At 52.6% G+C, this 12,179-nt stretch carries 14 protein-coding genes and 1 pseudogene; all 15 read left to right on the forward strand.

Features of this window, described 5'->3' with window-relative positions:
- Window positions 1-198: pseudogene (locus tag BUE08_RS03475) on the forward strand (DNA ligase); the annotation flags it as partial.
- Entirely contained in the window at window positions 188-1,327 is a 1,140-nt protein-coding gene (locus tag BUE08_RS03480; RefSeq protein WP_270189977.1) for a DUF2800 domain-containing protein, read from the forward strand. The pseudogene BUE08_RS03475 and the gene BUE08_RS03480, both read left to right, overlap by 11 nt.
- On the forward strand, window positions 1,320-1,892 hold the full coding sequence (locus BUE08_RS03485; protein WP_138337770.1) for a DUF2815 family protein: 573 nt from the start codon (window positions 1,320-1,322) through the stop codon (window positions 1,890-1,892). The genes BUE08_RS03480 and BUE08_RS03485 overlap by 8 nt, the downstream gene beginning before the upstream one ends.
- Before the next feature lie 18 nt (window positions 1,893-1,910).
- The gene (locus tag BUE08_RS03490; protein ID WP_009242850.1) at window positions 1,911-2,102 is read left to right on the forward strand and encodes a hypothetical protein; all 192 of its coding nucleotides are present in this window, start codon (window positions 1,911-1,913) and stop codon (window positions 2,100-2,102) included.
- 64 nt (window positions 2,103-2,166) lie between these two features.
- The gene (locus BUE08_RS03495) at window positions 2,167-4,155 is read left to right on the forward strand and encodes a DNA polymerase (RefSeq protein WP_286680375.1); all 1,989 of its coding nucleotides are present in this window, start codon (window positions 2,167-2,169) and stop codon (window positions 4,153-4,155) included.
- A gap of 86 nt (window positions 4,156-4,241) precedes the next feature.
- The gene (locus tag BUE08_RS03500; protein ID WP_270189975.1) at window positions 4,242-4,664 is read left to right on the forward strand and encodes a DUF7768 domain-containing protein; all 423 of its coding nucleotides are present in this window, start codon (window positions 4,242-4,244) and stop codon (window positions 4,662-4,664) included.
- 4 nt (window positions 4,665-4,668) lie between these two features.
- Window positions 4,669-4,998, forward strand: coding sequence for a hypothetical protein (locus tag BUE08_RS03505; protein WP_195389745.1), 330 nt, complete (start codon window positions 4,669-4,671; stop codon window positions 4,996-4,998).
- Entirely contained in the window at window positions 4,998-7,271 is a 2,274-nt protein-coding gene (locus tag BUE08_RS03510) for a phage/plasmid primase, P4 family (RefSeq protein ID WP_270189973.1), read from the forward strand. The genes BUE08_RS03505 and BUE08_RS03510 overlap by 1 nt, the downstream gene beginning before the upstream one ends.
- Before the next feature lie 141 nt (window positions 7,272-7,412).
- On the forward strand, window positions 7,413-7,694 hold the full coding sequence (locus tag BUE08_RS03515; RefSeq protein WP_270189972.1) for a VRR-NUC domain-containing protein: 282 nt from the start codon (window positions 7,413-7,415) through the stop codon (window positions 7,692-7,694).
- On the forward strand, window positions 7,675-9,027 hold the full coding sequence (locus BUE08_RS03520) for an SNF2-related protein (RefSeq protein WP_270189971.1): 1,353 nt from the start codon (window positions 7,675-7,677) through the stop codon (window positions 9,025-9,027). Before BUE08_RS03515 ends, BUE08_RS03520 begins: the two co-directional genes overlap by 20 nt.
- Complete coding sequence (locus BUE08_RS03525; protein ID WP_009242858.1) at window positions 9,027-9,251, forward strand: hypothetical protein; 225 nt, start codon at window positions 9,027-9,029, stop codon at window positions 9,249-9,251. The genes BUE08_RS03520 and BUE08_RS03525 overlap by 1 nt, the downstream gene beginning before the upstream one ends.
- A complete protein-coding gene (locus BUE08_RS03530; protein ID WP_270189970.1) occupies window positions 9,248-9,676 on the forward strand; it encodes a DUF722 domain-containing protein in 429 nt (142 codons plus the stop codon). Before BUE08_RS03525 ends, BUE08_RS03530 begins: the two co-directional genes overlap by 4 nt.
- 162 nt (window positions 9,677-9,838) lie before the next feature.
- On the forward strand, window positions 9,839-10,186 hold the full coding sequence (locus tag BUE08_RS03535) for an HNH endonuclease (RefSeq protein WP_270189969.1): 348 nt from the start codon (window positions 9,839-9,841) through the stop codon (window positions 10,184-10,186).
- A gap of 115 nt (window positions 10,187-10,301) precedes the next feature.
- Complete coding sequence (locus tag BUE08_RS03540; protein ID WP_009242861.1) at window positions 10,302-10,883, forward strand: P27 family phage terminase small subunit; 582 nt, start codon at window positions 10,302-10,304, stop codon at window positions 10,881-10,883.
- Entirely contained in the window at window positions 10,884-12,149 is a 1,266-nt protein-coding gene (locus BUE08_RS03545) for a site-specific DNA-methyltransferase (protein WP_270189968.1), read from the forward strand.
- Window positions 12,150-12,179 lie beyond the last annotated feature (30 nt).

A 12,179-nucleotide genomic window follows, 5' to 3' on the forward strand; every position in this document is an offset into this window, starting at 1 on the left:
CCCACCAAGAATGAACCGAAGCATGAGCTCAAGCTGGAGGACGTAAGAGCCGTCCTTGCTGAGAAGTCCCGCGCCGGTCATACCGCAGAAGTACGCGCCCTGCTAAAAAAGTACGGCGCCGCAAAGCTCTCGGAGATCGCCCCGGCAAACTACGAAGCCCTGATGAAGGACGCGGAGGTGATCGGCAATGGCAGCTAAAGCACACGCAATCCTGTCCGCATCCAGCTCCGACAGGTGGCTGCACTGCCCGCCGTCGGCAAGGCTCTGCGAAACCTATGAGGACAAAGGATCAGACTACGCTGCAGAAGGCACCGATGCTCATGCGCTTGGTGAGCACAAATTGAAAACCGCGCTGGGACTTCCTTCAGAAGACCCGACCGACAGCCTCAAGTGGTATTCCGAGGAGATGGAAGACTGCACCAGCGGCTATGCCGAATATGTGCTGGAGCAGATCGAAGCCGCCAAGGAGACCTGTGCTGACCCGGTAGTACTTATCGAACAGCGTGTAGACTTCTCCCGCTGGGTAGAACAGGGCTTCGGAACCGCCGACTGTATCATCATCGCAGACGGTACGCTCCGAGTGATCGACTACAAGCACGGCTTAGGCGTCTTAGTCTCCGCAGAGGCGAATCCGCAGATGCAGTGTTATGCCCTCGGTGCTTTGGAGCTTTTCGATGACATTTACGACATCGATCAGGTTTCTATGACCATTTACCAACCGAGACGCCAGAACGTCAGCACCTACGAAATCAGCAAGAACGACCTGTATCGCTGGGCAGATGAAGTCTTAAAGCCTACTGCAGATCTGGCTTTTGCAGGTGACGGGAACTTCCTGTGCGGTGAATGGTGCGGCTTCTGCAAGGCTAAGAACGAGTGCCGCGCCAGAGCCGAGGCAAATCTTAAGCTCGCGCAGCATGATTTCAAGCTCCCGCCACTGCTTACTGATACCGAGATCGAGGTCATTCTCGGCAAGGTAGATGAACTGGTTAGCTGGGCTTCCGATATTAAGGAATACGCCCTGCAGCAAGCTCTCTCTGGTAAGGAATGGACTGGTTTTAAGCTCGTCGAAGGACGCAGCAACCGCAGATACAGCAATGAGACCGCCGTCATTGACGCGGTCGAGAAAGCAGGCTTTGACCCGTATGAGAAAAAGCTGCTCGGCATTACCGCCATGCAGAAGCTCCTCGGCAAATCCCGCTTTGATGAACTCCTGACGGCTTACATTGAAAAGCCGCAGGGCAAACCCACACTTGTGCCGGATAGTGACAACCGCCCGGCCATGAATACAGCAAAAAATGATTTTATGGAGGAAAACGACAATGAGTAAAAATGTAAAAATCAGCAATCCCATGAAGGTTATCACCGGTGTTGACACCCGCTGGAGCTACGCAAACGTCTGGGAGCCGAAGTCAATCAATGGCGGCACTCCCAAGTACAGCGTGAGCCTCATCATTCCGAAGTCCGATACCAAGACCATCGCCAAGATTCAGGCTGCTATCGAAGCTGCCTACAAGGAGGGCGAGGCCAAGCTCAAGGGCAACGGCAAGTCCGTTCCAGCGCTCTCTGTTTTGAAGACTCCTCTGCGCGATGGTGATGCAGAGCGTCCGGACGACGAGGCCTACAAGAATGCTTACTTCGTCAACGCCAATGCAACCTCTGCACCCGGCATTGTGGACGCAGACCTGAATCCGATTCTCACCCGCTCTGAAGTGTACAGCGGCGTGTACGGCAGAGCCAGCATCACGTTTTATGCTTTCAACTCTTCCGGCAACAAGGGAATCGCCTGCGGGCTCAACAACCTGCAGAAGATCCGCGACGGTGAGCCTCTTGGCGGCAAGGCAAGCGCTGAGTCCGACTTTGCTACTGACGACGATGAAGATTTTCTCAACTAAGGAAAGGAGCGCAAAACAATGGAAAGCACAGTTATGATTTCATCCCTTCTCTGCAACATTCTGATCGGGTGCTTCTGCATCGTAGTCCTGTCTTGGGCAGTGGTCGCCATCCAGACGGTGATCAACGACTTCAAGCGTGAGAAACGTGAGGAGAAAAAGGCCGCGCAGGACGACGAATACCATATCAAGCGTATGGAATCCCTGAAATAATCCAGTACCGGCAGGCGGCTTAGGAGCGATCTTAAGCCGCTTGTTTGAATTGAGGTGAAAATATATGCAAACACTCAGTATTGATATCGAAACCTACAGCGACGTGAACCTATCCAAATGTGGCGTATATAAATATGCCGAGTCACCGGATTTTGAGATACTGCTGTTCGGCTACAGCGCCGACGGCTCCGAGGTGACGGTCATTGACCTTGCACAGGGAGAACGTCTGCCACAGGAAATTATAGATGCTCTGACTGATGATACTGTCATCAAATGGGCTTTCAATGCAAATTTTGAACGGGTGTGCTTGTCACGATATCTCCGTGATCTTGGAGTAAGCCTTGATCCCTTCCATGATAACCACCCTCTCTCGACCGAATGCGCACGCTTCTTAAATCCGGTAAGCTGGCGCTGCTCTATGGTCTGGGCGGCAACAATGGGACTGCCGCTTTCTCTGGAAGGCGTCGGTGCCGTCCTCGGTCTTGAAAAACAGAAACTCACGGAGGGAAAAGACCTGATCAAATACTTCTCCGTGCCCTGCGCTCCGACGAAAGCAAACGGCGGTCGCACAAGGAACCACCCTTTCCATGCGCCGGACAAGTGGGAAGCCTTCAAAAAATATAACATCCGCGATGTGGAAACCGAGATCGGCATTAAGGATCGTCTTGCAAAATTCCCTGTGCCGGAGGCGGTCTGGGATGAATACCACATCGATCAGGAAATCAACGACCGTGGTGTCCGGCTCGATATGGATCTGGTAAAAGAAGCCATCGAAATGGACACCCGCTCCCGGTCAGAACTGACTGCTGCCATGAAAGATATGACAGCACTTGATAATCCAAACTCCGTCCAGCAAATGAAGCAGTGGCTCTCCGACAATGGGCTCGAAACTGACAGTCTTGGAAAGAAAGTCGTGGCAGAGCTTATCAAAACCGCTCCTCCAGAACTTCAGACCGTTCTGGAACTCCGACAACAGCTTGCCAAATCCTCCGTCAAGAAATATCAGACGATGGAGCGTGCGGTCTGTGACGACGGCAGGGCTCGCGGCATGTTCGCATTTTACGGAGCCAATCGTACCGGGCGCTGGGCAGGCAGGCTTATACAATTACAAAATCTCCCGCAAAATCATCTCCCGGATCTGGCCGACGCACGCGCTCTTGTCAAATCCGGCGACTTCGATGCTGTGAAGCTCTTATATGAAGACATCCCGGACACCCTCTCTCAGCTGATCCGGACAGCATTTATCCCGAAGGATGGTACGCAGTTTTATGTTTCCGACTTCAGCGCCATCGAAGCAAGAGTCATCGCGTGGTATGCCGGTGAGACGTGGCGTCAAAAGGTCTTTGAAACAGGTGGTGACATCTACTGCGCCAGTGCCAGTCAGATGTTCCATGTTCCGGTTGAGAAGCATGGCATTAACGGCCATCTGCGTCAAAAGGGCAAAATTGCGGAACTCGCGCTCGGCTACGGCGGCTCGGTCGGTGCCTTAAAGGCAATGGGCGCTATAGAGATGGGACTTTCCGAGGATGAGCTTCCTCCTCTGGTGGACGCATGGCGGCAGACAAATCCCAACATCGTAAAATTCTGGTGGGATGTCGACCGCGCTGTCATGGAGGCTGTGAAGTATAAACACACAACCAGCAGCTACGGACTTACCTTCTCCTGCCGTTCTGGGATGCTCTTTATTACGCTACCCTCCGGACGGAACCTCGCCTATGTAAAGCCAAAGGTCGGTACGAATCAATTCGGAGGCGAGTGTATTACCTATGAGGGCATCGGCAGCACGAAAAAATGGGAACGGCTCGATTCATACGGGCCGAAATTCGTGGAAAATATCGTGCAGGCAACCTCCCGCGACATTCTCTGTTATGCCATGAAGACGCTGCGCTGCTGCTCCATCGTCATGCATATCCATGACGAACTGGTCATCGAAGCAGACCCTCGCATGTCTCTTGACGTTCTCTGTGAACAGATGGGCAGGACTCCGCCGTGGGCAAAAGGCCTGAAGCTCCGCGCAGACGGTTACACCACGCCCTTCTACAAAAAAGATTAAAAATCGTCCGCTCAAATCAGGCGTTCATCTCCAGTGGAAATTGGAGGTGGACGCCTTTAAGTCTGCCCGGAAAGGAGGACTTTTGAGTGAGCAACGAATATCGCAACAGCGAAGGCTATCCTGACCCAACTGCGGGTGAAGCGCTCTCCCGGATTGCTGCAAATGAAAAGCAGTCCCTTCGTGCTTTCCGGCCTATCGTCTACATCTGCTCTCCGTTTTCCGGAGATGTGGAGACAAACGTAGCCAACGCCAGACGCTACAGCCGCTATGCCGTGGACAAGGGATATATCCCTATCGCACCGCATCTGCTATTTCCGCAGTTCCTTGATGATGACAATCCGGAAGAACGTGAGCTGGGTCTTTTCTTCGGAAATGCTCTCATGAGCAAGTGTGCTGAGGTCTGGGTATTCGGCAGCCGCATCTCATCCGGTATGGAAACAGAAATCAAACGCGCCAAGTGGAAGGACTATCGCTTGCGCTATTTCACAGAAGAATGTCAGGAGGTTTAACGCTATGTATGAAATTAAAGAAAATCGCAGAGAGCTTTTCGATGGCACGGAGATTACTACCTACACCCGTGATGTGGTAAGTGCCAATATCCTGCAGGTCGAAGCCGGGACGACCGGCTACAAAGGTGGCGACACCGGCCACGGCGGACGCACTTATTTCCGCATTTCCGATGAAGCCAGCACAGATATCCATGTCAGGCCTTTTATGGACAGATTCGGCTGCAACGGTTTTGAAGTTACCCTCGGCGGCGACTGCGAACTGGAAACTATGATCCGCGCCCTGAAATTTATCACGAAGGTGCTGGAGGAAGAATCGGAGGAGGTGTACGACTGATGTTTACCCTGTATAGCGCCGATTTTATCGGCAATCCCGGAAACTGCTCCTATCCGCATAAGACCGTTGTCATGAATACGGACAGCATGAGAGACGCAGTCGGTCACGACTATGTGTGCGCGGAGTACAAAAACCACTACCGCAACAGCGACAATTTCCTCTCCGCTGACTGTCTTCCCGTGGACTGTGATAATGACCATTCAGAAGATCCGAAAGACTGGATCACACCGGCAGACGTGCTGGAGGCATTTCCGGGAGTAAGCCTCGCCATCCATTACAGCCGCTTTAATCAGCGCGAGAAAAACGGCAAACCGGCAAGGCCAAAGTTCCATGTGCTCTTTCCCATCGACCGGGTAACGGATGCTGCCCTCTATAGCGATATGAAGAAGCTGGTCAATTCCATATTTCCGTATTTCGATACGAAGGCTCTGGATGCTGCTCGTTTCTTCTTCGGAACACAGGAGCCGAATGTGGAGCTCTATCCCGGTCGCATGAACCTCACGGAATTTTTGAATGACGATGAGTTCGATGCAAACCTGCCCGGCGGCCACGAGAAAGACATCGTGATCCCGGAAGGAAGCCGCAACGCTACCATGTCCCGCTTTGCCGGTATCGTCATAAAGAAATACGGCGATACGGAAAAAGCCTACCAAAGTTTTCTGGAAAAGGCCGCGACCTGCGTGCCGCCTCTGGATAACAGCGAGCTTAGTACAATCTGGCACAGCGCCCAGCGCTTTTATTCCAAGATCAGCCGAGAGGACGGATATGTCCCTCCGGAAGTCTATAACGATGAGAATAGCTATAAGCCGGAGGACTTTTCCGACGTCGGGCAGGCCGAGGTGCTCTCGAAGTATTTTGCAAACGAGCTGCGCTACTCACCAGCCACCCACTTTATCCGATACAGCGATCACTACTGGCAGGAAACAGAACCCGGCGCACAGGCCGTCGCTCATGAACTTACTCGCAGGCAGCTCGCAGAAGCCAATCGAAATATGATGGAGGCTCTGCAGAAGCTCAAAAATTGCGGCGCGCAGGAAATCCTTGATAACACATCCAAGGCCAAAGCTGAACAGCTGATGAGCGACGAGCAGATGGAGGCCTATCAGGAGTTCCTTGCCGCCAAGGCCTACCAGAGCTTTGCCGTCCGAAGACGCGACTCCAAAAACATTACATCTACCCTCAAAGAGACGCACCCGATGCTTGAAATCTCACCAAGGGATCTGGACGCGGACTGCTTCCTGCTCTGCACACCGGAGGCGACCTACGACCTTCGCAAAGGTATGGCCGGAGCCCGCGAGCACTCAGCAGATGACTTTATTACGAAAATCACGTCCGTGTCACCCGGAAGTAAAGGAGCGCAGCTCTGGCAGGATAATCTGGATCTGATTTTTCAGAAGGATCAGCAGCTTATCGACTATGTACAGATGATCTGTGGCCTTGCTGCTATCGGGAAAGTTTTTGTGGAGGCGCTCATCATCGCATACGGCGATGGACGTAACGGCAAATCCACCTTCTGGAATGCCATCTCCCGCGTGCTGGGACTCTACAGCGGAAATATATCCGCAGACACCCTGACTGTCGGCTGCCGCAGGAACATCAAACCGGAAATGGCTGAGGTCAAAGGCAAACGCCTGCTGATCGCTGCAGAAATGCAGGAAGGTGCAAGACTCAACGACTCCACCGTCAAGCAGCTCTGCTCTACGGATGATGTATTTGCGGAGAAAAAGTATAAAGACCCGTTTTCCTTCAAGCCCTGCCACACGCTGGTTCTATATACGAACCACCTGCCTCGCGTCTCCGCCTCCGATGACGGTATCTGGCGCAGGCTTATCGTGATTCCGTTCAACGCCAAGATCGAGGGCAAGGCCGACATCAAAAATTACGGTGAGTACCTGTATGAAAATGCCGGTGAAAGCATACTGGCATGGATCATCGAAGGTGCTAAAAAAGTCATTGCGCTGGACTACCAGATTCCGGTACCGGACTGCGTGACGAAGGCCATCGATGAATATCGCAGCCAGAACGACTGGTTCGGACATTTTCTGGACGAGAAGTGTGATGTGGATGAGTCCTTTAAGGAAAGCTCCTCGGCGCTCTATCAGGCGTACCGCAACTACTCGCTGGACTGCAATGAATATGTGCGCAGCACGGCAGATTTTTATTTTGCGCTGGAGAAAGCCGGATTCGAGCGGCTGACACTGAATCGGAAGCGCTATTTTAAGGGCTTAAAGATTCATGAGGACACTGGTGCAGAGGAAGATTTTCTGCAGTAATCCGGGACTATGACAAGGTGTATCAAGGTCTTATATAAAAACTCCCTTAGGCCTTAAAAAATAGCTCTAAGAAAAAGTTTGGTAAATACCATTGATACACCTTGCACATCCCCTGAAATTAACGCCTGACGGAGGTTTGCAATGATAGAAAAACAGATAGAAAACAAGTTAACTATGGCGGTGAAAAAGAACGGCGGCATTGCACTTAAGCTGGTGTGTCCCTCTTTCGCAGGAATGCCCGACCGCCTGATCTTACTCCCTGACGGCCATATCGGTTTCGCAGAGCTGAAGGCACCCGGCAAAAAGCCACGCGCTCTCCAGCTCTCGCGCCACAGGCTGCTGCAGGAGCTTGGCTTTGCGGTATACGTCATTGACGATCCGGATCAGATTGGAGGGATGATCGATGAACTTCAATCCACATGATTATCAGGACTATGCCATCAGCTACATCGAAAAGCATCCCGTGGCTGTAGTCCTTTTAGATATGGGACTTGGCAAGACGATCATCAGTCTGACGGCAGTATATGACCTGTTGTTTGACAGCTTCGAAGTGCATCGCGTGCTGGTGGTAGCTCCCTTGAGAGTCGCCCGCGATACTTGGCCAGCGGAAATAAAAAAATGGGAGCACCTTGCCGGTCTAACCTATGCGGTCGCAGTCGGGACACCGAAGGAGCGAAAATCCGCCCTCATGCAGCAAGCGGATATCACGATCATCAACCGTGAGAACATACAGTGGCTCATTGACGAGTCCGGCTTTCCCTTTGACTTCGATATGGTGATTATCGATGAGCTGTCGTCCTTCAAAAATCACAAATCCAAGCGCTTCAAGTCTCTGATGAAGGTTAGACCGAAGCTCCATCGCATTATCGGGCTCACAGGCACTCCTTCCTCCAACGGTCTCATGGATCTGTGGGCAGAGTTTAAAGTGCTGGATATGGGCGAGCGCCTCGGACGCTTTATCACACAGTACCGGACAAATTACTTCATGCCGGACAAGAGAAACGGCGAGATCATCTACTCCTACAAGCCACTGCCCTATGCGGAGGACGCCATCTATCGGAGGATCTCGGATATCACGATTTCCATGAAATCTACCGACCATCTGAAGATGCCGGAGCTGGTTTCAACAGAATATGAAGTGCAGCTTTCTGACTCTGAGCGCAGCCGTTATGAAGATTTGAAACAGGAGCTCATATTGCAGCTCCCTGATGGTGAGGTGACTGCTGCCAATGCCGCATCGCTTACAGGCAAGCTCTCACAGCTCGCAAATGGTGCCATATATGCCGATACCGGTGAGGTCATCGAGTTCCACGACCGGAAGCTGGACGCTTTGGAGGATATTATCGAGGCCGCCAATGAAAAACCGCTTCTTGTGGCCTACTGGTTCCGACATGACCTAAGCCGCATCAAGAACCGCTTCAATGTTCGGGAGATCAAGACCAGTCGCGATATTGCTGACTGGAATGCGGGAAAGATTCCTGTAGCAGTCATCCATCCGGCCTCTGCCGGTCACGGTTTGAACCTTCAGGCCGGAGGCTCCACCCTTGTGTGGTTCGGCCTTACATGGTCTCTGGAATTATATCAGCAGACCAACGCCCGTCTCTGGCGGCAAGGTCAAGAATCCGGCACTGTCGTGATCCAACACATTATTACCAAGGGCACCATCGACGAAAGGATCGTAAAGGCGCTATCCAAGAAAGAAATGACGCAGACCGCACTGATTGACGCGGTCAAGGCTGACCTTGAGGTGGTGTGATGACCGATCCTTATGAAAATCTCGCCAACGCCATCGTTCTGCAGGCAGTGAAGGATTACCGGGACGCCCTGAAGCGCCTGAAAAAGAAGCCCGGTAATCAAGCCGCCATGTCGGATGCAATGGAGTGTGAACGTTTCTTCCGCTCCGGCTGGTACAAAGCACTGACGAGTGTGGATGGCGAGTATCTCATACAAAAACTACGAGAGGAGGCGAAGTCCTTATGACAGCAAAAGAATATCTCCATCAGGCCTACCGCCTTGATCAGAGAATCAAGTCCGACACGATGGAAGCACAAAACCTGCGTGAGATGGCAGGCAGCGTGTCGGCTATCCAATATGATAAAGACCGCGTGCAGACATCGCGTAATACCGAAGCACCATTTGTCCGGACGCTTGAGAAGCTGTGGACACTGGAAAAGAAAATCGCCGGTGAGCTGGAAATGCTATCAGACCTTAAGAAACAGATACGGGAGGTCATTGAGGCAGTCCCTGATACCGACGAGCGCATGGTACTCAAGTACCGCTACATCCATAACTATACATGGGAGCAGATCGGGATGGAGCTCTGTGCAGATGCCCGCACCATTCGTCGCTGGCACGGTAAGGCGCTCCTTCATGTGACGCTTCCGGATGATCCAATTATCATTTGAAATGCGCCCGAAATGTCCTGCTTTGTCCTAAGATGTCCACCCGCCCTTTATGATAGTATATAATCAGCGAAAAGAATAAAGAAACAGCTGCACGCGCAGCCCACAAGCCTTGCGGGAACACCCTGCAGGGCTTTCTTTATGCCCTGAAAGGAGGCACGGCTTATGCCAAGAAAACCACAACGACCGTGCCGCTATCCCGGCTGCCCACACCTAACGGACGGTGTTTATTGTGAGGAGCACGTCAAGGTCATGGAACAGCACTACGAGAAGTTCCAGCGTGGCTACTCTCCCGGCAAACGCTACGGCAGAGCATGGAAACGAATCCGTGACCGCTACGTTCATAAGCACCCGCTTTGTGAGCAGTGCTTAAAGGAAGGACGTTACGTCGCGGTCGAGGAAGTCCACCACATCGTGCCGCTTGCTGAGGGAGGATCGAATGACGAGTCCAACCTTATGAGTCTTTGTCGTTCGTGTCACGAGAAGATTCACCGCGAGCGCGGCGACCGGTAGGGCGGTCAAAATCTCTACGACCCTTTTCCCGGAAAACGGCGCGGGGTCTTTTACGCAAAAATTGCAATTCAAACAGGGTATTAAACCCTGCACCACAGAAATGGAAGTGATCGACATGGCAAAAGACGGAACCTATCGCGGCGGGCGGCGTGTCAAAGCTGGCTCCAAGCCGGACGCCCTCGCCGACAAAATAATGAAAGGCGCACCTGCAAAGCGTATGGAGCTGCCGGACTTCACCGAAGACATGACCGACTTCGATGTTGACGACATCGGTGACGGTGTAGAGCTGGAAGGCATGGATATGCCAAGTCCGGACGATTACCTCTCTGCTCTGCAGAAGGACGGCAAGCCCCTCGGCGCAGATGAAATCTATAAGGAAACATGGCTGTGGCTCAAGGAACGTGGCTGCGAGAGGCTGGTAAACAAGCGCCTGCTCGAAAGCTACTCTGAGGCCTTTGCCCGGTACATTCAGTGCTCCGAAGCGGTCAGCAAATACGGCATGCTCGGAAAGCACCCGACCACCGGCGCTGCCATTGCGAGCCCTTTCACACAGCTTTTAATGAACTTTCAGAAGCAGGCCAACCTGCTCTGGTACGAGATTTATGACATTGTGAAGCAAAACTGCACCGAGCCCTTTGAGGGCAGCCCGCAGGACAGCGTGATGGAGCAGCTGCTTCGAAGCAGGAGGAATATGTAAATGAACACACAGAAATTGGAACAGGTACCTATTGATAAACTGGTGCCCTATGCCCGGAATGCCCGGACGCATAGCAAGGAGCAGATCGCACAGCTCCGCGCTTCTCTCAGGGAGTTCGGCTTTGTGAGTCCTGCGGTCATTGATGCAGATTATAACATCCTCGTCGGCCACGGTCGCATTACGGCTGCCCGCGAGGAAGGATATGAAACCGTGCCCTGCGTCTTTGCCGAGAACCTGACGGAAGCACAAAAGCGTGCGTATATCCTTGCGGACAATCAGCTGGCGCTCAACGCAGGCTGGGATGAGGAAATGCTGTCGGTCGAATTATCTGACCTGCAGGATCAGTCCTTTGACCTATCTCTCCTCGGCTTTGACGCCGGTGAGCTGGATAAGCTGCTCGGCACCGGGAATGAAAAGGACATCGCCGATGATGACTTTGACCTCACCGCTGCCCTTGAGAAGGCTTCTTTCGTGGAGCCCGGCGACATCTGGACAGTCGGCAGGCATCGTGTTATGTGTGGCGACGCCACCTCGCCGGAAGATGTGGAAAAGCTCATGAACGGCAAGAAAGCAAACCTCGTCCTGACCGATCCGCCCTACGGCGTATCTTTCAAAGCCTCGGACGGCCTTACGATCCAGAACGACTCTCTCAAGGGCGAAGAATTTTACAAGTTCCTGCTGGCAGCGTTTAAGAACATGGCTGACCACCTCGAAAAAGGCGGAGCCGCTTACTGCTTCCACGCGGATACTGAAGGGCTCACTTTCCGAAAGGCATTCATTGACGCAGGTTTTCACCTCGCCGGTGTGTGTATCTGGGTAAAGAACAGCCTCGTGCTCGGTCGCTCCGATTATCAATGGCAGCATGAACCTGTGCTCTATGGTTTTTTGCAAAACGGCAAGCATCCGTGGTATTCCGACCGCAAGCAGACCACCATCTGGAACTACGATAAACCAAAGCGCAATAAGGATCACCCGACCAGCAAGCCGCTCGATCTTCTGGGCTATCCCATCCAGAACTCCTCTCAGGAGAATTCTGTAGTTATTGATACTTTCGGCGGCTCCGGTTCCACACTGATGGCCTGCGAGCAGTTGAACCGCGTCTGCTACATGATGGAGCTCGATCCGAAATACGCCTCTGTCATCCTTCGTCGCTACGTAGAGGATACCGGCGATGAGGAAAATGTGTATGTAATAAGGAACGGCGAAAAGCTCCTCTATTCCGCTCTGGCAAAGAAAGTCGAGACCTCTCCGACGGCAGGTGTATAATACACAATTTCTGCCCGGATTCTTCGGCGA

It is taken from the genome of Tepidanaerobacter sp. EBM-49, assembly GCF_001896645.1.
GTDB lineage: Bacteria > Bacillota > Thermosediminibacteria > Thermosediminibacterales > Tepidanaerobacteraceae > Tepidanaerobacter > Tepidanaerobacter syntrophicus.

What these genes read in the sequence shown, in the direction of transcription:
- BUE08_RS03480 (WP_270189977.1), top strand. Translation starts at nt 188, where the DNA reads ATGGCAGCTAAAGCACACGCAATCCTGTCCGCATCCAGCTCCGACAGG.
- BUE08_RS03485 (WP_138337770.1), top strand. Translation starts at nt 1,320, where the DNA reads ATGAGTAAAAATGTAAAAATCAGCAATCCCATGAAGGTTATCACCGGT.
- BUE08_RS03490 (WP_009242850.1), top strand. Translation starts at nt 1,911, where the DNA reads ATGGAAAGCACAGTTATGATTTCATCCCTTCTCTGCAACATTCTGATC.
- BUE08_RS03495 (WP_286680375.1), top strand. Translation starts at nt 2,167, where the DNA reads ATGCAAACACTCAGTATTGATATCGAAACCTACAGCGACGTGAACCTA.
- BUE08_RS03505 (WP_195389745.1), top strand. Translation starts at nt 4,669, where the DNA reads ATGTATGAAATTAAAGAAAATCGCAGAGAGCTTTTCGATGGCACGGAG.
- BUE08_RS03510 (WP_270189973.1), top strand. Translation starts at nt 4,998, where the DNA reads ATGTTTACCCTGTATAGCGCCGATTTTATCGGCAATCCCGGAAACTGC.
- BUE08_RS03515 (WP_270189972.1), top strand. Translation starts at nt 7,413, where the DNA reads ATGATAGAAAAACAGATAGAAAACAAGTTAACTATGGCGGTGAAAAAG.
- BUE08_RS03520 (WP_270189971.1), top strand. Translation starts at nt 7,675, where the DNA reads ATGAACTTCAATCCACATGATTATCAGGACTATGCCATCAGCTACATC.
- BUE08_RS03525 (WP_009242858.1), top strand. Translation starts at nt 9,027, where the DNA reads ATGACCGATCCTTATGAAAATCTCGCCAACGCCATCGTTCTGCAGGCA.
- BUE08_RS03530 (WP_270189970.1), top strand. Translation starts at nt 9,248, where the DNA reads ATGACAGCAAAAGAATATCTCCATCAGGCCTACCGCCTTGATCAGAGA.
- BUE08_RS03535 (WP_270189969.1), top strand. Translation starts at nt 9,839, where the DNA reads ATGCCAAGAAAACCACAACGACCGTGCCGCTATCCCGGCTGCCCACAC.
- BUE08_RS03540 (WP_009242861.1), top strand. Translation starts at nt 10,302, where the DNA reads ATGGCAAAAGACGGAACCTATCGCGGCGGGCGGCGTGTCAAAGCTGGC.
- BUE08_RS03545 (WP_270189968.1), top strand. Translation starts at nt 10,884, where the DNA reads ATGAACACACAGAAATTGGAACAGGTACCTATTGATAAACTGGTGCCC.